At 32.5% G+C, this 26,437-nt stretch carries 21 protein-coding genes; 18 read left to right on the top strand and 3 right to left on the bottom strand.

The features are described 5' to 3' along the window. Nucleotides 1-108: 108 nt before the first annotated feature. Nucleotides 109-381, bottom strand: a complete 273-nt coding sequence (locus AC1DCD_RS08550) for a winged helix-turn-helix domain-containing protein (RefSeq protein WP_464641145.1) — start codon at nucleotides 379-381, stop codon at nucleotides 109-111. Between the two features lie 154 nt (nucleotides 382-535). After that, nucleotides 536-2,293 (bottom strand): aspartate--tRNA ligase, encoded by a 1,758-nt coding sequence (gene aspS, locus AC1DCD_RS08555; RefSeq protein ID WP_464641147.1) that lies wholly within the window; start codon nucleotides 2,291-2,293, stop codon nucleotides 536-538. Between the two features lie 276 nt (nucleotides 2,294-2,569). On the opposite strand from aspS, the gene AC1DCD_RS08560 reads away from it, so the two are divergent. The 10 genes from AC1DCD_RS08560 to AC1DCD_RS08605 all read left to right on the top strand — a co-directional run bounded on the left by AC1DCD_RS08560 (nucleotide 2,570) and on the right by AC1DCD_RS08605 (nucleotide 13,826). After that, nucleotides 2,570-3,421 carry a DUF4348 domain-containing protein gene (locus AC1DCD_RS08560; RefSeq protein WP_464641149.1) on the top strand — a complete coding sequence of 284 codons (852 nt, stop codon included), beginning with the start codon at nucleotides 2,570-2,572 and terminating at the stop codon, nucleotides 3,419-3,421. A gap of 31 nt (nucleotides 3,422-3,452) precedes the next feature. Further along, a complete protein-coding gene (gene murB / locus AC1DCD_RS08565) occupies nucleotides 3,453-4,457 on the top strand; it encodes a UDP-N-acetylmuramate dehydrogenase (protein ID WP_464641151.1) in 1,005 nt (334 codons plus the stop codon). Nucleotides 4,458-4,488: 31 nt separating this feature from the next. Next, nucleotides 4,489-5,262 (top strand): MBL fold metallo-hydrolase, encoded by a 774-nt coding sequence (locus AC1DCD_RS08570; protein WP_464641153.1) that lies wholly within the window; start codon nucleotides 4,489-4,491, stop codon nucleotides 5,260-5,262. 50 nt (nucleotides 5,263-5,312) lie between these two features. Then, the gene (locus AC1DCD_RS08575; protein ID WP_019036617.1) at nucleotides 5,313-6,434 is read left to right on the top strand and encodes a glycerate kinase; all 1,122 of its coding nucleotides are present in this window, start codon (nucleotides 5,313-5,315) and stop codon (nucleotides 6,432-6,434) included. A gap of 621 nt (nucleotides 6,435-7,055) precedes the next feature. After that, nucleotides 7,056-7,259, top strand: a complete 204-nt coding sequence (locus tag AC1DCD_RS08580) for a hypothetical protein (protein ID WP_464641155.1) — start codon at nucleotides 7,056-7,058, stop codon at nucleotides 7,257-7,259. A 224-nt stretch (nucleotides 7,260-7,483) separates the two neighbouring features. Then, complete coding sequence (locus AC1DCD_RS08585; protein ID WP_036856173.1) at nucleotides 7,484-8,104, top strand: TetR/AcrR family transcriptional regulator; 621 nt, start codon at nucleotides 7,484-7,486, stop codon at nucleotides 8,102-8,104. 14 nt (nucleotides 8,105-8,118) lie between these two features. Next, complete coding sequence (gene fabG, locus AC1DCD_RS08590) at nucleotides 8,119-8,871, top strand: 3-oxoacyl-[acyl-carrier-protein] reductase (protein WP_464641157.1); 753 nt, start codon at nucleotides 8,119-8,121, stop codon at nucleotides 8,869-8,871. Between the two features lie 128 nt (nucleotides 8,872-8,999). Further along, nucleotides 9,000-9,707, top strand: coding sequence for an RluA family pseudouridine synthase (locus AC1DCD_RS08595; RefSeq protein WP_019036645.1), 708 nt, complete (start codon nucleotides 9,000-9,002; stop codon nucleotides 9,705-9,707). 742 nt (nucleotides 9,708-10,449) lie between these two features. Beyond that, a complete protein-coding gene (locus AC1DCD_RS08600; RefSeq protein WP_464641159.1) occupies nucleotides 10,450-12,573 on the top strand; it encodes a TonB-dependent receptor in 2,124 nt (707 codons plus the stop codon). 38 nt (nucleotides 12,574-12,611) lie between these two features. Next, nucleotides 12,612-13,826: a DUF5074 domain-containing protein gene (locus tag AC1DCD_RS08605; RefSeq protein WP_464641161.1), complete on the top strand. Its 1,215-nt coding sequence runs from the start codon at nucleotides 12,612-12,614 to the stop codon at nucleotides 13,824-13,826. A gap of 125 nt (nucleotides 13,827-13,951) precedes the next feature. Here AC1DCD_RS08605 and nhaD read toward each other — a convergent pair whose 3' ends face one another. After that, complete coding sequence (gene nhaD / locus AC1DCD_RS08610; protein WP_308533003.1) at nucleotides 13,952-15,337, bottom strand: sodium:proton antiporter NhaD; 1,386 nt, start codon at nucleotides 15,335-15,337, stop codon at nucleotides 13,952-13,954. 250 nt (nucleotides 15,338-15,587) lie between these two features. Here nhaD and ligA point away from each other — a divergent pair, with 250 nt between their 5' ends. The 8 genes from ligA to AC1DCD_RS08650 all read left to right on the top strand — a co-directional run bounded on the left by ligA (nucleotide 15,588) and on the right by AC1DCD_RS08650 (nucleotide 26,225). Then, entirely contained in the window at nucleotides 15,588-17,618 is a 2,031-nt protein-coding gene (ligA, locus tag AC1DCD_RS08615; protein WP_464641163.1) for an NAD-dependent DNA ligase LigA, read from the top strand. 117 nt (nucleotides 17,619-17,735) lie between these two features. Continuing rightward, nucleotides 17,736-18,803: a mannose-1-phosphate guanylyltransferase gene (locus AC1DCD_RS08620; RefSeq protein ID WP_464641165.1), complete on the top strand. Its 1,068-nt coding sequence runs from the start codon at nucleotides 17,736-17,738 to the stop codon at nucleotides 18,801-18,803. A 167-nt stretch (nucleotides 18,804-18,970) separates the two neighbouring features. After that, nucleotides 18,971-20,239, top strand: a complete 1,269-nt coding sequence (locus AC1DCD_RS08625; RefSeq protein WP_464641167.1) for a replication-associated recombination protein A — start codon at nucleotides 18,971-18,973, stop codon at nucleotides 20,237-20,239. A 258-nt stretch (nucleotides 20,240-20,497) separates the two neighbouring features. After that, on the top strand, nucleotides 20,498-21,250 hold the full coding sequence (gene kdsA, locus AC1DCD_RS08630; protein WP_464641169.1) for a 3-deoxy-8-phosphooctulonate synthase: 753 nt from the start codon (nucleotides 20,498-20,500) through the stop codon (nucleotides 21,248-21,250). Beyond that, nucleotides 21,247-22,221: a KpsF/GutQ family sugar-phosphate isomerase gene (locus AC1DCD_RS08635; RefSeq protein WP_464641171.1), complete on the top strand. Its 975-nt coding sequence runs from the start codon at nucleotides 21,247-21,249 to the stop codon at nucleotides 22,219-22,221. The genes kdsA and AC1DCD_RS08635 overlap by 4 nt, the downstream gene beginning before the upstream one ends. A gap of 65 nt (nucleotides 22,222-22,286) precedes the next feature. After that, nucleotides 22,287-23,582, top strand: coding sequence for a phospholipase D-like domain-containing protein (locus AC1DCD_RS08640; RefSeq protein ID WP_464641173.1), 1,296 nt, complete (start codon nucleotides 22,287-22,289; stop codon nucleotides 23,580-23,582). A gap of 183 nt (nucleotides 23,583-23,765) precedes the next feature. Continuing rightward, nucleotides 23,766-25,253: a glycoside hydrolase family 27 protein gene (locus tag AC1DCD_RS08645; RefSeq protein ID WP_464641175.1), complete on the top strand. Its 1,488-nt coding sequence runs from the start codon at nucleotides 23,766-23,768 to the stop codon at nucleotides 25,251-25,253. A 144-nt stretch (nucleotides 25,254-25,397) separates the two neighbouring features. Continuing rightward, nucleotides 25,398-26,225: a hypothetical protein gene (locus AC1DCD_RS08650; RefSeq protein WP_464641177.1), complete on the top strand. Its 828-nt coding sequence runs from the start codon at nucleotides 25,398-25,400 to the stop codon at nucleotides 26,223-26,225. Nucleotides 26,226-26,437: the final 212 nt, after the last annotated feature.

The raw sequence follows: 26,437 nt of genomic DNA on the forward strand, positions 1-26,437 counted from the left end.
GGACTGGCAATAAAAATAATAATATAAAAAAACAAAAGGAGCATATATAAAATATACGCTCCTTTTATTAGATACATAAATCTAACTTAAAATCTTTTAGAGATGTTATTAAGCTAATAAAACCTTTTTACCATCACCCATTATCTTACCTTCTTTGAATAACCAACCTACACCAAGAAGCGTTTCCTCTACACTAATCTTAGCTACAGAAGCAATTTCTTTTACTGTAAGACTTTTCTTAGCTGATGCTAAAGCCTGATAAACATCACCTGCTTTGAAACCAATGTTCTCTGCGTTAATTGCTACCTCTACTTCCGCTTTCTTAGCTACTGCTTTTTTAGCTGTAGTTTTTGTTGTAGTTTTTGTTTTTTTTTCTACCATCTTTCTTGTAAAAATCTAATTAAAATAACAATCTTATACCGATGACAAAGATACAGCTAACTTATTAAAAAATGGAAAAAATTAACAAGAAAAGCTTGTTGTCTTCTGTCAATTCGTTAAAAGATTATTATTTTTTGATATAAATCAAAGATAATTAAGATTTTATATTTAGCTTAATTTGAAGCTCGTCAAGCTGAGTTTTGTCAAGTGTAGAAGGTGCATCAAGCATTACATCTCTACCACTATTATTTTTTGGAAATGCTATACAATCACGGATACTATCCAAACCTGCCATTATACTAACAAAACGATCTAAGCCAAAAGCAAGTCCTGCATGAGGTGGAGCTCCATATTTGAAGGCATTCATTAAGAATCCGAACTGCTCTTCAGCTCTTTCTTTAGTAAACCCAAGATGTTTAAACATACGTTCCTGAAGCTGTGTGTCATGAATACGTATAGACCCTCCTCCTACTTCAATACCATTACAAACAAAGTCATAAGCTAAAGCACGTACTTGTTCTGGGTGTTCTTCGAGTAAAGGTAAGTCTTCAGGGTTTGGCATTGTGAAAGGATGATGAGTAGCCATAAAGCGTTGCTCTTCATCGCTCCATTCGAATAAAGGAAAATCTATTATCCATAAACACTTAAAAACATTTTTATCACGTAGTCCTAAACGATCTCCCATTTCTAAACGTAAAGAACAAAGCTGTGTGCGTACCTTATTTGGTTTATCCCCAGATAATATTAAGACGAGGTCACCTTCATTTGCTCCTGTTGTTTTCTTTACCTTCTTAAGCTGATCTAAGGTATAAAACTTGTCTATAGAACTTTTTATTGTTCCATCTGTATTATACTTAATAAAAACTAATCCCTGTGCTCCTATCTGTGGGCGTTTTACAAAATCAGTAAGCTCATTAAGCTGCTTACGACTATAACTTGCGCATCCAGGTACAACAATTCCACCTATATAATTAGCTTCGTTGAATACAGAAAACTCACTTGTGCCTTTTAAGTCGTTTATTAATTCTACAAATTCCATTCCAAAACGCAAATCAGGCTTATCTGATCCAAAACGTTTCATGGCTTCTGCCCAAGGCATTTGTTCTAATTTAGGAAGTTCTACTCCACGAATCTCTCTAAATAAAACACGGCACATTTCCTCAAACATGTTAATAACGTCATTCTGATCTACAAAAGACATTTCGCAATCAACCTGTGTAAATTCTGGTTGCCGGTCTGCACGTAAGTCCTCATCACGGAAACACTTTGCTATCTGAAAGTATCTATCAAACCCTGCAATCATTAATAGCTGTTTTAGTGTTTGCGGACTTTGTGGTAAGGCATAAAACTGTCCTGGGTTCATACGTGAAGGCACAACAAAATCGCGTGCTCCTTCAGGCGTAGAGCCTATAAGTATAGGTGTTTCTACTTCTATGAAATCTTGAGAATCTAAAAAATTGCGTATCATTATAGTCATCTTATGGCGAAGCTCTATATTTTTACGTACAGCTGCACGTCTAAGATCTAAATAGCGATATTTCATACGCAATTCATCGCCACCATCTGTATTATCTTCTATGGTAAAAGGTGGAGTTAAGGCAGGGCTTAAAACATTGAGCTCTTTTACAATAATTTCTATATCTCCTGTATCAATCTTATTATTTTTGCTATGGCGTTCATTTACTATACCCTTTATTTGAACACAATATTCACGCCCTAACTTATTAGCTTCTTCGCAAAGCTCAGCATTATCAGCTTCATTAAAAACTAACTGTGTAATACCATAGCGATCGCGTAAATCAATAAAGGTCATACCACCCATTTTCCTTGAACGCTGCACCCATCCAGACAGCGTTACCTCTTTACCTGTATCGGTAAGACGAAGCTCACCACAAGTTTTTGTACGATACATAAGCTATATATGTTTTATTTATTATTCTTTGTTTGCAAAGTTAATAAGTTTATATTGAAATTAAGAAATTTATATAGTAAGATATATTATCATGCCTATATTATATAATAAGCATATATTCTTAATTAATATTTCCTATTATAGTATTACTTGTACTATTCTTTGCATATTTGTACCTAAATAAGTACTTTTGTACGGTAAAAGGATAGTTAATATGATGGACAAAGATAGCACTCTTTATTAATTTGCATTGTCCAAAAATATAAAAAGGAAAATATGAAAAATTTAACAATCTTAGTAGTAGTTTTTTTTGCTACAATAGCTTGTATGTCAGTAGGGTGTACAAGTAAGAAAACCAGCACTCCAAGTGATAGTACTGTTAATAATTCTATTACTGCAGATTCTGTAGAAGATGAAGATTCTGCTTCAAATGTTATTGCAGAAACTCCTATGCCAAAGGCTGCAGATCAGTTATTTGATGATTTCTTTTTTAATTTTATTGCAAATAAGAAATTGCAGCATAATCGTATAAAGTTTCCTTTATTTGCTAATAAATTTGGAAAAATTACCCATATAAGTGCTAATAGATGGATAAACGATCGTTTTTTTCGTTCACAAGGATACTATACTCTTATTTTTGATAACGAAGATCAGGCTAAATACGCACAGTCTACTGATATTGATTCTGTAATAGTAGAAAAGATATTTTTAAAGGAAAATACTGTAAAACAATATTGGTTTGATCACCAAGAAGGTAAATGGATGATGAATCAAATACGTGAGTTAAACTTTAAAGATAGCTATAATGCTAATTTTCTAAACTTTCTTAAGGATTTTTTTAAAAAGAATGGCGAGGGTATGATAAAGAATCCATTATCCTATAAAGGAGCAGATCCTAACGGAGAGGAAACTAATATTATTAGCACTACTATTGATGCAGATGAATGGAATACTTTTTTGCCAGAAATACCAAATGATGTAATTTACAACATTCTATATGGTCAGAAATATAAGCCAGGAAACAAAAAGATACTTGCTTTCAGGGGTCTTGCCAATGGATTGGAAACCGATCTTATTTTCCATTATAATGGTAAGAAATGGCAATTGGTAAAAATAATAGCTTTCTAAAGAAGGTCTTCACTTTTTTTTGACAGAACTAATGAAAAATTATACTCACTATAGCTTGCAAAAACATAACACCTTTGGCATTAATGTGCAATGTAAAAGGTTTATAGAATATTATACTGTTGAGGAAGCACAAGGCTTAGCGCGATCTTTAATATCTGTAGATGAGCCTTTATTAATAATAGGTGGGGGAAGTAATCTTCTGCTGACAAAAGATTATGAGGGAACGGTAATTCATTCAGGTATTAATTTCTTAAAACAAATAGATGCAGAACGTATACAATGTGGATCAGCTTTTATATGGGACGACTTTGTAGCTTACTGTTGTGATCATGAGCTATATGGTGCAGAAAACTTATCTCTTATACCCGGAGAGGTAGGAGCAAGTGCGGTGCAAAACATAGGAGCATATGGTGCAGAGGTTAAAGATATAATAGAAAAAGTAGAAGTAGTGGAGTTGTCTACAGGTGATGTGAAAATACTAACTAATGCCGAATGTGCTTATAGTTATCGTCAGAGTAAATTTAAAAACGAATGGAAGAATAAATATTTGATAATTTCAGTAACATATAAGTTAAGTAAAAAATATTCTCCTAAGCTTGATTATGGAAATATTCGCAAGGCTTTAGATGAAAAGAAAATAAAAAATCCTACAGTGCATGAGCTTCGAACAACTATTAAAGAAATAAGAAAAGCTAAGCTGCCAGACCCTAAAGAAATAGGTAATGCAGGTAGCTTCTTTATGAATCCTATTATTTCTAAAGATAAGTATCTAATGCTTGTAAAGCAGTTTGGTGAAATACCACATTATACAATAGATGCAGAACATGAGAAAATACCAGCAGGCTGGATGATAGAACAATGTGGTTGGAGAGGAAAACACTTAGGTAAAGCAGGCGTTTATGATAAGCAAGCATTAGTTTTAGTCAATTTGGGGAATGCCAGTGGTTTTGATATTGTAAAGTTATATCGTACTATTCAGTCAGATGTAAAGCAAAAATTTGGAATAGAGATTTATCCTGAGGTAAACATAAAGTGAGTGCTCTCTTGATATAAAAGAAAGAAAAAAGATGAAACTTAATATGAAAGTAACCTTTTTAGGTACAGGAACTTCTAATGGTGTACCTTTCATAGGTTGCAATTGCGAGGTGTGTAAAAGTACTGACCCGCACGATAAACGTCTTAGGACTTCTGCCTTGATAGAAACAGAAAATACGCGCTTACTTGTAGACTGTGGACCTGATTTTCGTCAACAGATATTACCTTATCCTTTCCGAAAGATTGATGGAGTGTTACTCACACACATTCACTATGATCATGTAGGAGGAATAGATGATCTGCGTGCTTTCTGTTCTCTTGGTGATATTGATATTTATTCTAACAAGCACACCTGTGATGGGCTTAGACATAATATGCCTTACTGTTTTACTGATCATCTTTATCCTGGAGTTCCAAAACTTAATTTGCATTGTATAGAGCCTCATCAAAAGTTTTGTATAGGCGATTTTGAAATAGAACCTATTGAGGTTATTCATGGTAAGCTACCTATCTTAGCCTATCGTATAGGAACATTAGCTTATATTACTGATATGAAAACTATAAATCCAGTAGAAGTACCATCGTTAAAAGGTGTAAAAACGCTTATTATAAATGGTTTACGCTGGGAGCGTCCACATCACTCACATCAGCTTATCCCTGAAGCTATAGCCTTTAGTCAGCTTATTAAAGCCGAACAAACTTATCTTATACATATGACTGATAAGGCAGGCTTTCATGCCGAGTCGCAAAAGCGTTTACCAGACAATGTACATTTTGCTTACGATGGACTAACACTTCTTTTATAATAATATTATAAATATTACTTTCACCTTATTATATATAGAGAGAGGTATTTATGAAAATAGTTGTTGCTTTTGATTCTTTTAAGGGTTCGTTGTCTGCGCAAGATGCGGTTAATACTGTAAGTAAGGCTATTAAAGAAGTAAGTCCTTTTGCTAATATAGTTAAGCTGCCACTTGCTGACGGAGGAGAGGGCACTACAGAAATATTAGCATACTACTTAAATGCTTCATGGACAAAATGTAAAGTGCATGATGCTCTTATGCGTCCTATTATATGCAAATATGCTATTAGTAAAGATGGTAATACAGCTATTATGGACATGGCATCTGCAGCAGGGCTAACATTACTCTCTAAAGAAGAACGTAACCCTATGTTTACCACTACTTTTGGAGTAGGTGAAATGCTTTGTGATGCTGTTGGTAAAGGATGTAAACATATACTATTAGGTATAGGCGGTAGTGCTACCAATGATGCTGGTATAGGAATGCTTACGGCTTTAGGCGCAAAAATATACGATAATGATAGGAAAGAGGTGATACCTATAGGTGAAAATATGCAAAATATAAGTACTATAGATAGGAGTAACCTGCTCGACTTAAGTGCTATATCTATAGAAGTGATCTGTGATGTTACCAACCCTCTTTACGGACCTAATGGTGCAGCCCATGTCTATGCACACCAAAAGGGAGCTAATGATACAGAGATTGTTGCTTTAGATAGAGGACTACGGCATCTTTCTACATTCTTTTCTATATCTCCAAACACTTGCGGATCTGGAGCGGCAGGTGGTTTGGGCTATGCACTATTATCGCTTAATGCGCAGCTAAAGGTTGGGGCAGAGGTAGTTTTTAATGCTGCAAAGCTATCTTACCATATAGCTGATGCCGACCTTATTATTACAGGTGAAGGAAAGATAGATAGTCAGACACTTTGTGGAAAATTACCTTTCGCTGTGCTTAAAGTGGCAAAACAAGCCAAAATACCTGTGGTGGCATTGGCAGGATGTGTAGAAGATAAAGACCAACTGCTTATGGCTGGCTTTAAAGTAGTGAAGAGTATCAATGATGTTTGCCCTACTTCGCTATCCATTACCCAACAGATGTTGCCCATAGTAGCCACTAAAAATCTATCCGAAACAATAAAACAACTGCTAAAAAAATATCTACACCCTTAAGAAATAAAACAATATAAATAAACAGAAAATATCTATTTTGATAAATAATTATATCTACATAAATAATGATTAGTTGCATTTTAATAAAAAAAGATATTATTTTTTCTTGTTTATTAAAATAATAATATTAACTTTGCAGTAATTAAAGTGTTTTTTTTACAATTATAAAATTTATGAGTAAAAAAATATTATTGCTGCCTTAGTAGTTTGTTTAGCTTCTTGCAGCGTAGAAAAATCAGAACAATTCAGTTTCGTGGGTAGGCTGGGGACTTATGGTCTATGATTTTATGACTTGTCTATAATATAATAGCTTATGAAAACTTTTATAAAAAAATTGTTGTATAACATATTGGTGAGTTATGTTCTTTTAATGATAGGTCTCTATATTAAAAATGGTAATCTTATAAAACTAACAGAAGTAGAAGTTCACTTAGCATACCTTTTTTTAATCATAGCATTTACTTGTACCAGTTATCTTTTTTCTTCAGATAAGGGAGATAAAAAAGATAAATAAATCAAAAAAGAGGGTTAAGAGGTTAAACATCAGAAATATTCAGTTTCGTTGGTAGGCTGGGGACTTATTATCTATGATTTTATGACTTGTCTATAATATAATAGCTTATGAAAACTTTTATAAAAAAATTGTTGCGTAATATATTGGTGGGCTATGTTGTTTTGACGGTAGGCTTCTATATAAAAGATGGTAATCTTATGAGATTAATAGAATTAGGGGTCCACTTATCATACCTTCTTTTTATTACAGTATATACTTATACCAGTCATTTTTATTTTTCTTCAGATAAGGGAGATAAAAAAGATGAATAAATCAAAAAAGAGAGTCAAGAGGTTAAACAAGTCTACTTGCCTCTCTTTTTCTTATATAATTGTTCAATGATTAAGTGAATATAAAAAAACAGGTCTTTTTTTTATCAACCTTTTTATTATTATTTATGATAACTTTTTTATCCTATATTTGCCATTTACATAGATAATTTCTATATTTGCACATTGCAAACTTGTTGTGCAACTAATAAAACTATAATAGGATAATGTCCATATCAAAAACAAGACAAACCTTAGTGGATGTAGCACGCCAGCTATTTGCTAAAAATGGCATTGTTAACACCACTATGAACGATATTGCCAAAGCTTCAGGAAAGGGAAGACGCACGCTTTATACTTATTTTAAAAGTAAGGACGATGTGTATTATGCTGTTATTGAAGCAGAACTGGAACGATTATCTGATAAGCTTGATGAAGTTGCTACAAAAAATATTAAGCCACAAGATAAAATCATTGAGCTTATTTACACCCACCTTTCTATGATAAAAGAGACAGTTATCCGTAATGGTAACTTGCGAGCAGAATTTTTTAGAAATATCTGGATGGTAGAGCGTGTACGTAAAAAATTTGATGAAGACGAAATAGAGCTTTTCAAGAAAGTATATTTAGAGGCAAAAAATGATGATGAGTTTGATATAGATAATGTAGAATTAGTTGCTGAAATAACCCACTATTGTATAAAGGGTCTTGAAGTGCCTTTTATTTATGGGCGTATTGGGCATGGATTAACAGAAGAAACAAGCAGACCTGTTGTTGCTAAAGTAGTGTATGGAGCTTTAGGTAAAGCTGGTATGAAGCAGAAAAGATCTTTAATAATAAATAAATAAAATAATAAAAGGAAATGAATTTATTAACAGGAAAGACAGCCCTTATTACTGGAGCTGCTCGTGGAATTGGTAAAGCTATTGCTTTAAAATTTGCACAGGAAGGTGCAAACGTTGCGTTCACCGATTTGTTTATTGATGAAGAGCATGGTGGTCTTGAAACAGAAAGAGAGATTAAGGCAATGGACGTTAAGGTAAAAGGATATGCCAGTAATGCAGCTAACTTTGAAGAAAGTGCAGAAGTAGTAGCTAAGATAAAGGAAGACTTTGGTAGCATAGATATACTTGTAAACAATGCTGGTATAACTAAAGATGGCTTAATGTTAAGAATGACAGAGCAGCAATGGGATGCCGTTATAGCCGTTAATCTTAAAAGTGCATTCAACTTTATTCACGCCTGTGTGCCTATTATGATGCGTCAACGTGGTGGCTCTATCATAAATATGGCAAGTGTAGTAGGGGTACATGGTAATGTAGGACAAGCTAACTATGCTGCTTCTAAAGCAGGAATGATAGCTTTGGCCAAGAGTGTTGCTCAAGAAATGGGGCCTAAAGGTATACGTGCTAATGCTATTGCTCCAGGCTTTATTGATACTGCTATGACACAAGTATTATCAGAAGAGGTGCGCAAGGAGTGGGCTTCTAAGATTCCTTTGAGACGTGGTGGTACTGTAGATGATATTGCTAACACAGCAGTATATTTAGCTTCAGACTTATCAAGCTATGTTTCTGGACAGGTTTTGCAGGTAGATGGTGGTATGAATATGTAATATAACCTCTATTAAATAAGGTGGTAACAGAAGAAAGTTGTTTATAAACAAAACTTCTGTTTCCACTTTTTTTATAATATGAAAGTGGCTATTACCACATTATTTATTCATATAATAATAGAAAAACTATGAAGGTTATTTACGAAGATAATCACCTCATTATAGTATACAAAGAAGCTGGCGAAATAGTGCAAGGTGATAAAACGGGAGATCAGCCATTATCAGAAACGGTGAAACTTTGGATTAAAGATAAATATAATAAGCCTGGAAATGTTTTTCTTGGCATAGTACATAGGCTCGATAGGCCAGTGGCAGGACTTGTTATATTTGCTCGCACCTCAAAAGCACTTTCAAGACTAAATGATATGTTTCGCAATGGAAATATACACAAAACTTATTGGGCCATAGTGCAGCAACAACCACTTAAACCAGAAGACACACTTACAGATTGGTTGATACGTAACACACAGCAGAACAAAAGTTATGCTTATAATATACCATTACCTACGGCAAAAAAATCGGTCTTACATTATAAAACCATAAATACTTCTAAACACTATACTCTTTTAGAGATTAATCTTATGACTGGTAGACATCACCAGATACGATGCCAATTGGCAAACATGGGTTGCCCCATTAAGGGCGACTTGAAATATGGAGCAGCACGCTCTAATCCTGATGGAAGTATATCTTTATTAAGTCATAAGATAGAGTTTATACACCCTGTATCTAAGAAGACTATAAGAATAGTTTCTCCTATACCTAATGACAATCTTTGGCAAGCTATAAATCCACACGACGAAGAAGAAGGAGTAATAGTAAAAGATAATGTCTAAAAGATCAATGACTATGAATATTTCATATAAAGAATGACAATATCTTTATTTATATGATAACTATTTATTTTTAATAATAAAAAACATAGTTTTTATATTATAAAAAGGTATAGCAAAAAAAGAAAAATAACTTATTTTTATCTCATTTTTAATTTATTTTTCCATTAAAAATAGTCTATTTTTAGTATATAAACCTTGTTCATATCATAATAAGATATTAACCTTTTATGATCAATAGGTAATGTTATTATGCTGAAAATAAGTATAAATAAAAGAATATTTGTTGGTTAAAATTTTTCTTTTTCTTTTGTTGGAAAAGAAAAAAAATATATCTTTGTAGCATAATTACTATTACTAACTAATAATAAACAATCATCATCTACTATATCATGATGGTAATAATTACAAAAAGCTAAATGTGAGGAATTGTGTATATATAACATGATAAAAACTTTTTATTTCTTTCCTCACAGGGAGTAAATAAGCATAAGCATGCGATATGTAACGCTTATATTCTCTCCAAGCATTGTTAAAAACCTTATTTTTTACAACAAGGAAGAGTATAGAAAAGATGATATACTCTTCCGTTTTTATTTTTTAATGTTTCTTTTTATAAAGTATCTTTGTACCTTTGCATAGTAATATGAGTTAATATACACATACGATAAGAAATATTTAGGTGTTAAGGTACTCTATAAAACACATCAATGAAAATTACAAAATATCATAGTATTACTTAAATATGTTTTTTATATTACATTATATATGTAATGTGCAGCAATATGGTTGTAATAGAAATATAGGTGCAAGATGTTATTTATGTACCTTATTTGTAATAGTATTGTCTTTTATCACAAATGGTTTAAGAGCTTCTTGCAAAAGAGAGCTTATGTTTAACGATACTCTTAAAGAAATTATTGTTACACCTCGTTTTGCTCAATACGAAATAATACCACCACAAAAACTAAAGGGTAAAGACCTTGAACGGTTAAGTTCTCAGTCTATAGCAGATGCTTTACGTTATTTTGCAGGACTTCAAATAAAAGACTATGGAGGGGTAGGCGGTATGAAAACGGTGAATATAAGGGCCTTAGGAAGTCAGCATGTAGGAATAGCTTATGATGGCATAATACTTTCTAATGCACAGAATGGGCAGATAGACTTAGGACAGTTTTCGCTCGACAATGTAGATGAGATCACTGTATACAATGGTCAGAAAAGCTATATCTTTCAGTCGGCAACCGACTTTGGTAATGCTGGCACTATATATATTCATACTCACTCTCCAGGATTCTTAAAAAACAAATGTTATAATCTAAAGGTTAAAACAAAATTTGGCTCAAGCAACACTTTTCGTTTTTCTACTATCTGGGAGCAGCGTATATTGCCTAATGTTTCTACCTCTTTAAATGCTGAGTTATTATCATCAAATGGTAAATATAAGTTTCATCATAATATTGTATCGTTAGATGGTTATACTACGCATGATACACTTGCTATTAGGCAGAATGGAGATATTCTTGCTGGACGTATAGAGATGAACATGTATGGACTTATTAAAAAAGGTTTCTGGAATGCTAAAGGATATTTTTATAATTCTTCACGAGGTATTCCTGGAGCTATTGTAGAAAATGTATGGCATAGGGGGGAGAGACAGTCAGATCTAAATTCTTTTTTTCAAGGACGTTTTCAGAAAGATATTACAAATAAATTTTCTACTAAAGTTTTAGCTAAATATGCTTTTTATTACACGCATTATCTTAATAAAGATCCTTATACTTTGCCCATAGATAATAAATATTGGCAGCAGGAAGCATATTTCTCAATAGCTAACATATATGAAATATTACCATCGTGGCATGCTTCGATAGCATACGATTTTAAGTGGAACAAATTAAATGCTAACACAGCATATTTTGCTTTTCCTACTCGAAACTCACACCTTACAAGTATAGCTACTTCTTTTGATATGCATTACATAAAGGCGCAGGCATCTTTACTGATGACAAACATCGAGGATAAAGTAAATTTTAAGACCTTTAAAAAAGAAGATCCTAAAACTTTTACAAAATTTTCTCCTGCAATTTTTCTTAATTTCCCTATTCTAACAAGAGGAGATAATATAAATAAAAAAAGAAGTATATTGCTTAATATTAATGCTTTTGCTAAACAACATTTCAGAATGCCCACATTTAATGATTTATATTATACTGATATAGGCAGTTCTGATCTAAAGCCTGAACGTGCTAATCAATATAATATAGGAGCTTCGTTCGATTATAATTGGCTACAATCATGGGCTAAAAATATACATCTGCGAATAGATACATATTATAATACCATTAATAACAAGATAGTAGCCTTTCCTAAAGGACAACAATTTCGGTGGACGATACTCAATCTTGGTAAGGTGGATATAAAAGGTTTGGATATATCTTTTGCTTTTACGTTTACAGCTAATCATAATATAGCTATACCATTATTAATAACATCTCGTATTCAGTATACTTATCAGCAAGCAAAGGATATTACTTCTGTAACATCGTCTTTTTACAAAAACCAAATACCCTATATACCTAAACATAGTGGTTCGTTTGTTTTAAACTTAGATTATGCACATTTTTCAGTTAATTATAGTTTAATATATACCGGGCAAAGATATAGTGGAAAAAACAACACAATATATACTCGTATGCATGCTTGGTTAACACATGATGCGAACATATCTTATTTCTTTAAATATAAAAAGATGGTGTGGAAAGTTATTGTAGAGGCAAATAATATCTTTAACCAACAATATGAGGTAGTAGACAATTATCCTATGCCAGGCTTTAATGGAAATATTGGCATACAAGTGGAGTTATAAAACATATATTTTAATTAATAATTTTAATATTACTTTTTATGAAAAAAACAAGTTTTCTTACAAACGTCTGTATCCCTGCCAGAATATTAGGTTTGGCACTTACAGTTTGCACTTTATTTACAGTTACGTCATGTACTAATGATGACAACGGCTTAATACCCATAGGAAACGGTGAAGGTAACTATGGGCAGTTTCAAACAGAGGAAAAATATAACAATGAAACACAAGGTATGTTTATACTTTGTGAAGGAAATTACGGAAAGAATAATTCTACATTAGATTATCTAAACTTTACAACCGGGCTGTATTATCCTAATGTCTTTGAATCTGGATTTATGAAAGATAGTAAAAAAATGGGAGATACGGGTAATGATATTAAATATTATAAGGGTAAACTTTGGATAATTATTAATGCTTCTAACAAAGTAATAGTAGTTAATCCTGTTAATGGAAAAATAGAAAAAGAGATAAATAATATAATAAATGGGCGCCATTTAGTGTATTATAACGGATTTGTATATGTTAGCGCATACTATAATGCTAAATTTAATGAAGTTATAAGCAAGGGAACTGTTTATAAAATAAATGCAGATGATTATACTATAACAGGTCAAGTAGACGTAGGTTATCAACCAGAGAATATGGATATTGTTAAGGACAGACTCTATGTTGCAAATAGTGGAGGGTATAATGGAGGCAATGCTATAGGTTACGACCATACTATAAGTGTAATAGATATTAATACTTTTAAAGTAATAAAAACTATAGATGTCAAATCTGTGAATCTTAACGAATTAAAAGCAGATAAAAAAGGTAATCTTTGGGTTACTTCTCAAGGCAAATACGATCCTACAACGTATAGTATGATAGGTGCTAATATTACAGAAATATCTACAGAAGGTGAAATACTTAATCATTTTGATGTTTCTGCAGCTAATTTGGTTATTAATGATAATAATCTTTATTATACTGTTTCTTCATCTAAACAGCCTGTTCTGCTTAATGTTATAGACACAAATACAGGGAAAATAATTGAAAAGAATTTATTAAAGAACAATTCTCCATCTCAGCTTCCTATTACAACTTGTGCAGTTGCTATTAATCCTTCAAATAAAAATATTTATCTTGCTGATGCAAAAGATTATATCTCCGCAGGTGAAATATTTGTATATGATAAAAACGGCAAGTATCTTTCAACAATAAAAAATAATCTGATAGGTATTACCCCTGCTCATATATGCTTTATCCCCTAATAAAGTATAAGCAATAGAGCAGTGCTAATACAAACAAAAAAACAGTGGTAGTATATAGCGTTAAAAGCAATAACTTCCACTGTTTTTTTATATAATACTATTAGTATATACTATAATATAAAGCCTTATAACGGACTAACAAACAAAAAAGTACGAATAAGAGCATAAGACCCAATGCCAGATAAATAACCAACTAAGGCTATCCAGCTAATCTTTTTCATATACCAGCCAAAGGTAATCTTCTCTAATCCCATCACAACTACTCCTGCTGCACTTCCTATAATGAGCATAGAGCCACCCACACCTGCACAATAAGCTAATAATTGCCAGAAGATACCATCTACAGCCATATCGCCTGTTACTGTAACAGGGTACATACCCATACTGCCTGCTACTAAAGGAACATTATCTATAATAGAGGATAGAGCTCCTATTATACCGGTTACAGCATAGTGATTTCCATTAAAGGTTATATTTAATCCCTTACCTACTTGCTCTAAAGCACCAATTTCTTCAAGGCAAGCAACAGCCATTAATATGCCTAAGAAAAATAATATTGTAGACATATCTATGCGTCTTAACAAATTACTTACACGCTTAGCAAAGTCTTCACTGCCACCTATCTTTTTATATAAGCGATAGTATAAAACCTCTGTAACCGACCACAACAATCCTAAAACACATAAAATACCCATGAAAGGAGGTAGCCCGGTAAAAGTATGAAAGACAGGTACAAGACATAAGCCACCTACACCAATGGCAAAGATTAATTTTCTTTGAAAACCGCCAAACTCTTTTTCACTTTCATTTTCTTCGCCAATGTTTAAAGATACATCAGTTGCTATTTTACCTTTAAGCATAAACTGAAGTATTAAAGCTGGAATAACCATAGATAAAAGAGATGGGATAAAAATCTCACTTATCACTCCTGCAGCTGTAATAAGACCTTTATTCCATAACATAATAGTAGTAACATCGCCTATAGGTGAAAAAGCTCCACCAGAATTAGCAGCTATAATGATTAATGAAGCATAAACCATTCTGTCTTCATGGGACTTAATGAGTTTTCGTAAAATCATAATCATTACAATACTTGTAGTAAGATTGTCTAATATAGCTGAAAGAAAGAATGTCATAAAAGCTATTTTCCACATCAGACCACGTTTCGATTTAGATCTCATGACATTTTTTACCCAATTGAAACCGCCGTTTTGATCAACTACTTCTACAATAGTCATGGCTCCCATAAGGAAAAATAAGGTAGTAGCAGTGTCGCCAAGATGTTCTACTATAACCTTATTAGCAAATGACATTACAGAATGGGCTGTAACGTTAAGATCAGGGTGCATTGTTAAAAGAAACTTAGATGGATCTACCATAAATAGGACCCAACAGACTACAAACATTAATAATGCAATAGCTGCTTTGTTTATCTTAGTTAAACTTTCTACAGCGATGAGTGCATATCCTAAAATGAAAACAATAATAATAAAAAGTGAAAGTGTTGACATAAATTACATAAATACTTTATTTTGGCGCAAAGATACACAAAAGAAAACACAAGACTTCTAAAATGAAGATAAAAATTAAGTTTCTAACTTTTTTTTTCCAATAATTTTATAGTACATTTGTAACAAAAAGATAATATATAGGAAAGGTATAGCTTTACTTTTATTGACAGCTTATATGTTTTTAAATGGATTTTTATATCATAATCAGCTTGTTTAAAATAACTTTTCTTTAATCCTAAATTGATCTACAATGGCAGAAAATAAACGCAAAAGAATGGAAGAACTTGTTCTATGTTTGAACAACGCTTCTGATGCCTATTATAATGGTAAAGGTGAAATTATGACCGACTTTGAGTGGGATGCGGCTTTCGATGAATTGAAAAAAATAGAAAAAGAACTCGGAATAATACTTCCCAGCTCACCTACAAATAATGTTAGTGCTGATAATATAACGGGAAAAAAAGAGGAACACGAATACCCAGCCTTATCTTTAGCGAAAACAAAAAGTGAAGAAGTTCTTGTAAAGTGGGCTGCAAATCGTCCTATATGGCTTTCATGGAAATTAGATGGACTAACACTTGTAGTAACCTATGATGAGGGAAAACTTACGAAAGTAGTAACACGTGGTAACGGACATATAGGTACAAATATAACTCACTTAGCTTCGGCTATAAAAGGAATATTACCAACAATAAACACTAAAGAGCACCTTGTTATACGTGGAGAAGCTGTTATCAGTTATGCCGATTTTGAAATCTTTAATATGGAATCAGAAGAAGAATATGCTAATCCTCGCAATCTTGCTTCAGGATCGCTTACGCTAAAAGATATTAATGAGGTGAAATCGCGGCATTTACAATGGAAGCCTTTTACTTTGGTACATTGCGATCGGACTATTATTTCGTGGGGTGAGCGTATGTCTTTCCTTGATAGTTTAGGATTTAACACTGTAGAGCGAGAGTTTATAGCTATCCCCTCTATAAAAAATATAGAAGATGTAATAGCAGCATGGACTCAACGCGTTACTGATAGTGCAAGAAAAGACAAGCAGCCTTATCCTGTAGATGGGTTAGTTATTACGTATGATGATACAGATTATGCAGCAACAGGATCGGTAACAGGGCATCATGCTACACGTGCAGGATTAGCTTTTAAATGGCAAGATGAAAGCATGGAGACGGAACTAAAATTTATCGAATGGTCATGTGCTACATCTACGATATCGCCAGTGGCTGTATTTGCCCCAGTAGAGATAGAAGGAACTATTGTAAAGCGTGCTAGTCTGTGTAATATTTCTGAGTGTGAGCGTTTAGGTATCGGTGATGCAGGAACAAAAATAATGGTAATAAAAGCAAATAAAATTATCCCAAAGGTTATTTGTGTTTCAAAGCGTATAGGCAGTTTTCTAATCCCCTCTGTTTGTCCTGTATGTCAGTATCCAACGGAGATAGTAGAAAATGAAAAAAGTGGAACTCGTACTCTTCACTGCACTAATCACTATTGTCCAGCTAAACAGCTTAAGAAGTTAGCTCGATTTGTATCAAAGGAAGGGGTAAACATAGATGGATTGTCAGAACAAACTATGCAAAAATTTATAAATCTGGGTTGGGTAAAAGAGTATTCTGATATATTTCAATTAAAGAATAAAGAAAAAGAATTAAAACAAATAGAGGGTTTTGGTACTAAAAGTTGTGAAAACCTATTTTCCGCGATAGAAAAATCACGTATTGTAGAAGCAAAACAATTACTATATGCTTTAAGTATCCCTTTAATAGGTAAAGATGTATGTAATCGCTTACTTTCTACTTATTCTTTAGAAGAGCTTATAAGCATGAGTCGTCCCACAACTATTGCTTCACAGCAATTATTATTTAATGAGGCTTATGCGGATACAGAAACGATATTTTCAACAATAGCAGGCATTGGACCTGAAAAGAGTACAAGTTTTGTACGATGGATGAGAGATGAAAACAATTATACTCAACTTCAACATCTTTTACAAGAACTTACCATTAAACAAACAACTACAGAGATAAAGGGAAAATCTTGTAAAGGTTTAACCTTTGTCATAACAGGTGATGTGCACCATTATAAAAATCGTAACGAATTAAAAGCATACATAGAAAGTGAAGGAGGAAAAGTTACTGGTAGTGTTTCTAAAAATACTAACTACCTTATTAATAATGATACAGAAAGCATATCTAATAAAAATAAAAAAGCTAAAGAGCTCAATATTCCTATAATTTCAGAAGACGATTTCATATCTCTTTTTAATAAATAAAACAAAAGACTTATATAGTATGTTATTGTTGTATTTATATTAAATGTTTGTAGTAAAGTTTTTATTTTCTTTTATTATTTGTATATTTGCATTTATGATAAAAAAATATATAAAGTTATGAGTCAGATAAACAATCATTTGGTAATAATGGCAGGAGGAGTGGGAAGTAGGTTTTGGCCAATGAGCACATCTGATTATCCCAAACAGTTTATAGATGTTTTAGGTGTTGGTAAATCATTATTGCAGCTTACACTTGATCGTTTTAAAGACATAATGCTTTTGGATAATGTTTGGGTTGTAACTAATGAAAGATATGTAGATATAGTTCGTACGCAATTGCCTGAAATTTCTCAGAGTCATATCTTAAGCGAGCCATGTCGTCGTAACACAGCACCTTGTATAGCTTATGTAAGTTGGCGTATAAAGAAAGAAAACCCTAAGGCAAATATAGTTATAACTCCCAGTGATCATATTGTAACAAATCCTACAGAGTTTAAACGTGTAATAAATAATTGCTTAGAGTTTACGGCACAGTCGGACGCTATAGTAACTTTAGGTATGAAACCAACACGCCCTGAAACGGGATATGGTTATATTAAGGCAGATCTTAGTTCGTTTTCAGCTCGTAATAAAGAGGTTTTTCGTGTCGACCAATTTAGGGAAAAGCCAAGTTTAGAGACTGCTAAAAAGTATATTAGTCAGAACAATTTCTTTTGGAATGCTGGTATTTTTGTATGGAGTGCTTCTACTATTATTAATGCTTTTCGCATTTATCAGCCTGCTACAGCTCTTTTATTTGAGAGAATTATAAATGTTTTAGGTACACCATTAGAGCAAGAAACAATTAATGAAATTTATCCAGAGTGTGAGAATATATCGGTTGATTATGCTATAATGGAAAAAGCAGAGGAGATTTTTGTTCATCCTGCAGACTTTGGTTGGAGCGACCTTGGTACATGGGGCTCATTGTTGGCTCAAACTCCTCATGACCTTTATGGAAACACGCTTATAGGTCCTAATGTGCAGGTATTTGATACAAATAATACTATAGTTCATACCTCAGATGAGAAAAAAGTAATTATACAAGGATTAGATGGCTATATAGTAGCTGAAAAGAATAACACATTACTTATATGTAAATTATCTGAAGAACAAAAGATCAGGCAGTTTTCTGGTGAAAACTAAACGTTTTAGTAAATAGTACAAAGTGAATAGAAAGATTAAAAACATGAATGTGTTTTTGCACGAATTTACTAAATAAAAGAAAGAGTAAGATAATTTTATAGGAATCATTATAAAAGCGGATTGTTTTTAGGAAGATGTACTTTATTTTGAGTTAATAAATTAATAGTATGGAACCATTGGCTGAGAGAATGCGTCCACGCAGTTTAGATCAATATATAGGGCAAAAACATTTAGTGGGTAAAAATGGTGTATTGAGGAGAATGATAGAATCGAAACATATCTCTTCTTTTATACTTTGGGGGCCTCCGGGTGTCGGAAAAACCACTTTAGCACAGATAATAGCAAATATGTTAGAAACGCCTTTTTATTCAGTTTCGGCAGTAACAAGTGGCGTAAAGGAAGTGCGTGAAGTAATAGAAAGAGCCAAAGGTAATCGTTTTTTTTCTACTAATTCACCAATTATTTTTATAGATGAGATACATCGCTTTTCACGGGCTCAACAAGACTCTTTGCTTGATGCTGTAGAAAAAGGTATAGTAACTCTTATTGGAGCAACGACGGAGAATCCTTCTTTTGAGGTTATTACTCCTCTTTTATCGCGTTGCCAAATCTATACATTGAAAAGCTTAGAAGATGATGACCTCTTATCATTATTATATCGTGCCATAAAGGAAGATGGTGAGCTAAAGAAGCGTAATATTGAAATTGTGGAAACATGCGCTATTTTGCGCTATAGTGGAGGTGATGCGCGTAAGTTGCTTAATATATTAGACCTTATTGTTTCTTCAACACTGGAAGATAATATAAAAATAACAGACGAAATGGTGGAAAATCAATTATTGCAGCCTGTTTTATCTTATGATAAAGCTGGAGATATGCATTATGATATTATTTCGGCATTTATAAAGTCAATACGTGGTAGCGATCCTGATGCTGCAATTTATTGGTTAGCGCGAATGATAGAAGGAGGAGAAGACCCAAAGTTCATAGCTCGTAGATTAGTTATTTGTGCAGCAGAAGATATAGGATTAGCTAATCCTAATGCTCTTCTGATAGCAAATGCTGCCTTTGATATTGTTATAAAAATAGGATGGCCAGAGGGTAGAATACCTTTGGCAGAGGCTACTATATATTTGGCTACATCTCAAAAAAGTAATTCTGCATATTTAGCTATAAATGAAGCTATTGCCGAAGTAAATAAAAGTGGTAATGTGCAAGTTCCTCTATATCTTCGTAATGCGCCTACCAAATTAATGAAAGATATAGGATATAAAAAAGGTTATAAGTATCCTCATGATTATCAGAATAATTTTGTGTTGCAACAATATCTTCCTGATAATTTAATAGATAAACATTTTTGGCATGCACAGCACTCTCCAATGGAAGAAAAATTATATCAGCGTATGTTACAAGTGTGGGGAAAACGCTATGAATAACGATATTTAATTTGTGGTATAAAAATATATTATTTTCAATGGAATTGTAGTTTAAAAAATGTTCTTTTGGAAAATATGCCTATAGATGTTTTATTTTGTCTAAATTTATTTGTATTTTTGCCATATAGTAGTAAGTTGTTTTGATGTATTTTTCTTTATTATGACTGGCTAAAGTTAATACTTTGGTAATTTGTTTTATTATGTTTAATGAAAATAGTCAGGTATAGAATAAGTCATATAAATAAAAAAAGAGTGGAGATGAAACCTATTTTTGTAGCAGGCCCATGTGTTATAGAAAGTTTTGAGCTTCTTTGTCAAGTGGCAGAAGAGTTAGTTCGTTTAAATAACAAATATAAAGTAAATATTATTTTTAAAGCAAGTTTTGATAAGGCAAATCGTACAAGTTTAAGTTCTTTTAGAGGTCCTGGATTAAACAAAGGTTTGTCCATGTTAAGAGAAATAAAGCAACAATATGGGTTAAAGATTCTTACAGATATTCACGAAAGCTATCAAGCAGATATTGTAGGTGAAATTGTAGATGTTATTCAGATACCAGCTTTTCTTTGTAGACAGACAGATTTACTTGTAGCTGCATCTAAAACTGGTAAGATTATTAATATAAAAAAGGCACAATTTTTAAGTGGTAAGGATATGAAATATCCTGTCCAGAAATGTTTAGATAGTGGTGCTAAGGAAGTTTGGCTTACAGAACGTGGTAATAGCTTTGGTTATAATAATTTGGTAGTAGATTTTCGTAATATTTGTGACATGAAAGAAATAGTACCAATCGTTATTATGGATTGCACGCATAGTGTGCAGCGCCCTAGTGCAGGTGAAGGAAAAACTATAGGTGATCGTAAATTTGTACCTGCTATGGCTATAGCTGCAAAAGCTTTTGGGGCAACTGGTTATTTTTTTGAAGTTCATCCAGATCCAGATAAAGGTTTATCAGATGCTGCTAATATGTTAGAGTTAGATAAGTTAGATGGGTTAATAGGTAAATTAATATGATAGTTGAAGAAAATAAAATAGAAAAAGTAAGGTCTTATGCTATTCAATGTATTAAGGAAGAGGCTGAAGCTACATTAGCTTTAATAAATCAACTTGATGATAATTTTGATAAAGCAGTAAAGCTAATTTATGATTGTAAAGGTAAAGTTATAGTAACAGGGGTGGGCAAGAGTGGAAATATTGGTGCAAAAATAGCAGCAACATTATCATCTACAGGTACTCCTGCTTTCTTTGTAAATCCATTAGATGCTTATCATGGGGATTTAGGAGTAATGACTAAAGATGATGTTGTACTTGCCCTTTCTAACTCAGGTCAAACAGATGAGTTGTTACGTTTTATACCCATTCTTTTACAAATGACAGTGCCGATTATAGGTATTAGTGCAAATACAGATTCTTTATTGGCAAAATATAGTACTGTACATATTAAGGTTTGGGTAGAAAAAGAAGCTTGTCCACTTAATCTAGCACCAACAAGTTCTACTACAGCGGCTCTTGTTATGGGAGATGCGTTAGCTGTAGCTTTAATGAGGGTACGCAATTTTAAGCCAAAAGATTTTGCACAGTTTCACCCTGGTGGATCTTTAGGTAAGCGCTTACTTACAACGGCACAAGATGTAATGCAGGCAGAATGTTTACCTATTATTCCTAAAGAAATGCATCTTGGTGACGCTATTATACATGTTAGTAAAGGTAAATTAGGGTTAGGGGTTTCTCTTGATAAAGATAATAAGGTTATAGGTTTAATTACTGATGGCGATATTCGCCGCGCAATGGAACAATGGCAAGCTGAATTCTTTGATAAAACGGTAGAGGATATAATGACAAAAGAGCCTAAGTCGGTATTACCTGTTACTAAAATTGCAGATATTCAAGCTACTATGCAAAAATATAAGATTCATACAGTATTGGTATGTGATGCTAATAAACACTTATTAGGAATTGTTGATCATTATAGATGTATGGTTTAATGTTAAATGTCTTTTAATATTCAGAGATTGTACATTAAATAAAAAATGAAAAACATGTAAAGTATATGTATAAAAGAGATGTTTTTATAATATTTTCTATTGTTTTAATGTCTTTATTTTTCTTACCAGAAAGTAAAGCAACGATACTTTCTAAAGAGAGAGTAGACTCTTTAATAGCATTTCAATTAAGGAAAAAGGGGGTGCATTTTACAAAAAATAATTCTGTAGTATTGTTGAAAAATGGTAAAGAAAAATTTGAAGATCTATTTAGAGCTATAGAACAAGCAAGGTCAAGTATACATTTAGAATATTTTAATTTTCGTAATGACTCTATTAATAACGAACTTATTAAGCGTCTAGCTATTAAAGCTAAAGAAGGCGTTGAGGTTAGAGCTGTATTTGATGGATTTGGTAATGCAAGTAATAATAGTCCTATAAAAAGAGCTGATATTAAGAAAATTAGAAGTATGGGTATTGAAATATATAATTTTAAGCCTCTTAAGTTTCCTTGGTTTCATTGTATCTTTAATCGTGATCATCGTAAAATAGTAATAATAGATGGTAAAGTTGCTTACACGGGAGGAATGAATGTAGCTGATTATTATATAAAAGGCACAAAAATAGTTGGTTCATGGCATGATATGCATTGTAGAATAGAGGGAGACGAGGTTAATACTCTTCAAAGGATTTTTTTTAAAACGTGGTATCTTGTTACGGGACAAAAGCTGCATGGAGCTAAATATTTTAGAGGAATAACTAATGCAGAATATATAAAAGGGTTAAAGCCTGATACAAGTGCATCTGTAGGTAAAAAGATGGTTTGTATTATTAATAGAGAGCCGCATATAACAAATGATATTATTCGTTATTTTTATATTAATGCTATAAATGATGCGCAAGATAGTATAAAAATTATAAATCCATATTTCACATTAAGTAGAAAATTAAAGAAAGCTTTAAAAAATGCTGTTAGACGTGGGGTTAAAGTAGAAATAATGCTTAGTGTTAAGAGTGATATACCTCTTACTCCTGATTGTGGCTTTTATAACGCTCACAAATTAATGAAAGCAGGTTGTACAGTATGGCTTTATAAAAAAGGTTTTCATCATACTAAAATAATTATGGTTGATGGACAATTTTGCACAATAGGTTCGGCTAATCTTAACGCTCGTAGTTTGAGGTGGGATAGAGAAGAGAATGCTGTAATAATAGACTCTTGTATAACTAAAGAACTTGATACTTTATTTGATGAACAAAAAAAGGATAGCTTTATTTTAACACCTAAGAATTGGGAAACATGGCGCTCTCATTGGCAGCGATTTAAGGGGTGGTTTGCTTATTTATTATCCCCTTTTCTTTAAGTATTAGTTATCTTTTGAAATGGTATCATTGTTGTCAGGTAAAAATTTTATATATCTATAAGTATGTGTATAAAGAAGAAAATAATATTTTTGTTTATTATACTGATATATTTATGTTATATGCAAACTATAAGGGGGGAATCTATATGTATTAATATAGATAAAGACTTATACCTATTAAATATGTTTGCAAAGGTTAATGCTATAAATAGTAATACTAATGAATATATGTATAAATCAAATGCAGCTTTAGTTTCTGAAACTAAGTTAGATTGTGCCAAAATGGTTTTTTCTTTACCTGGTATGCGTTTTATGCAAAAAATACGAACTAAAAAGCCTGTTAATAAACTTACTGTTAAAAGATTGCCTGTAGGACTTGTATGGAATGATAAAAGAAAGTTAATAGAGGGATATATAAATAAAGAAGGACAGTATTCTTATAGTATTTGTATAGAAGATAATGGTAAGATATATAGTGAAAATATAAATCTCATAGTATCTAATAAATTGCAGATGCCAGTTCCATTTATGGGTTGGTTATCATGGAATTCAGTGCAGAATGAAGTGTCTGAAGATATAGTAAGAAAAGTTGTGCAAATATTTAAGGCTAAAGGACTTTATGCATGTGGGTGGAAAACTATTATGCTTGATGATCTATGGCAGGCAAACGAACGTCAGCCAGATGGCACACCAAAAGCAGATGAGAAAAGATTTCCAAATGGTATTAAGGCTTTATCTAATTATATTCATAAGGAAGGAATGAAGTTTGGCTTATATACAGATGTAGCAGAATTAACATGTGCTAATGCTTTTGGCTCTTTGGGATATGAGGATATAGATGCAAAAACGTACGCAGACTGGAAAGTTGATATTGTTAAATGCGATTATTGTCATGCTCCAAGTGATTTATTAACAGCTAAAAAACGTTATAAAGATATTTATGAAGCATTTAAAAGAGCAGGCAATAATACAGTGTTATATATATGTGAGTGGGGAGAACGTGAACCTTGGAAATGGGGTGCAGAGATAGGGGGAAGATGTTGGCGTGTATCTCAAGATGTAAGAGATTGTTGGACAGGAAAAGGAAATGGTGAGGGAGTGGTGCAAAGCATTAGAGATATGAAGCATTTATCAATATATCAGGGCGTAAATCGTTTTAATGATGCAGATATGTTATGTACAGGTTTGCATGCAACAGGTAAATCTTCAAATGATTTATGTGGTGGAAAAGGACCAGGAATGACACAAGATGAGTATCGTACTCAGTTCGCTTTATGGTGTATGTGGTCTTCTCCTATGGTGTTATCTTTTGATCCAAGATTAAAAACATTTACAAAAGATGATTATGCTATATTGACAAATAAAGATTTGATTGCACTTGATCAGGATCCTATGGGGCAGCAAGCGGATTTGATATCAGAAGATAACGATATGGTTGTTTTTGCTAAAGATTGTGCAAATGGAGATATTGCCATTTCTGTTACTAATATGTCAGGTAGAGATAGGGACTTTACTTTCGATTTTTCTAAAATACCAGCACTTGATGCTTATAAGTCATATCATGTTCGTGATCTATGGACTCAATCTATGTTAGCAAAGAAAGTGACTTCTTTATTAACTACAAAAGTTGCGAGTCATGCTACAAAAGTGTTTCGTCTTTCAGAAGATTAGTTTTTTGTTGCTTAAGGAAAATATATGAATAAAAGGATATATGTGTTTTATAGATTGAGGAAAAATTAATATAAAGGTTTTTATTCACTAATTATAATTAAAAAAATTGGTTGGTATATTGTTTATATATATATTTGTAACCTAATGAGAAGAATATTTTTCATAATACTATTAATGTTGAGTATATCAATATATGCACAACAAAATGTAACAACAAGTGCAAATGATACTGCGCTAGTAAGACCTATAGAGTCTTCACAGTTACGCGGAATACGTGAGGCAACTGTGGAGGAAAAGGTGTTCGCTAAACAGTTAGCATATCAAATAGAAGAACAAAGGCAGGTGGATAATACTTTACCTATTGTAGATGTAAATAGTCAAGCAATTACATATAATGATATTTATTATCCCATATGGACTAATAGGTTGTGGAGATTACATCCAGGTTTAAATATCAATTTAGGTGCATCAGCTTTCTATAATATGGGTAAAGGATATTTTAATGGTGGAGGCTTCTCTCAAGATGTTTCAATTCAATATGTAACTAACATTTCACCAAAACTCACAATAAGTTTAGGTGGCTATCTTAATCATATTACTTATAAGGGGGATAATTATTTTGTAGGAGGTGTAAACGCTATGTTAGGATATCGTTTAGATGATCATTGGAGTGCATATGCCTTTGTACAAAAGACTTTCACAAGCAATAATATAGTATTTGGATATAATAATTATTATCAGCCTTATATTGGACAATATAGATATATAGGAACTATTGCTGAGTATGGGTATGCAGGATTAGGTTATGGCATAATAGATACTCAATGTATGGATCGTATTGGTGGGGGTATTACTTACCAGTGGGGTAGTAATAATCAAAATACGATTTCTATAAATGTAGAGTTTGATCGTTTACCTGATTATAGAAATAATTTCTATAATATACAGCGCTATGATTATCCCACACATTAATAACAATAGAGGCAAATATTATAGTTATTTATTGTTGTATAATAAAATAATCATCTTATATTATAGTTGTGGTTTTTACAAAAACGGTTAATCAAAAGAGTAGATTATTTGTGAGAAGTGCCATGCATAATTTTCGGCGTATAGCTCATTTTGCAGGATGATTTTGAGAAGTATGTATCCTATAGCTCAAATTGCAGGATGATTTTTTCCGA

The sequence above is a fragment of the Prevotella sp. C0209C1 genome (genome assembly GCF_056583855.1).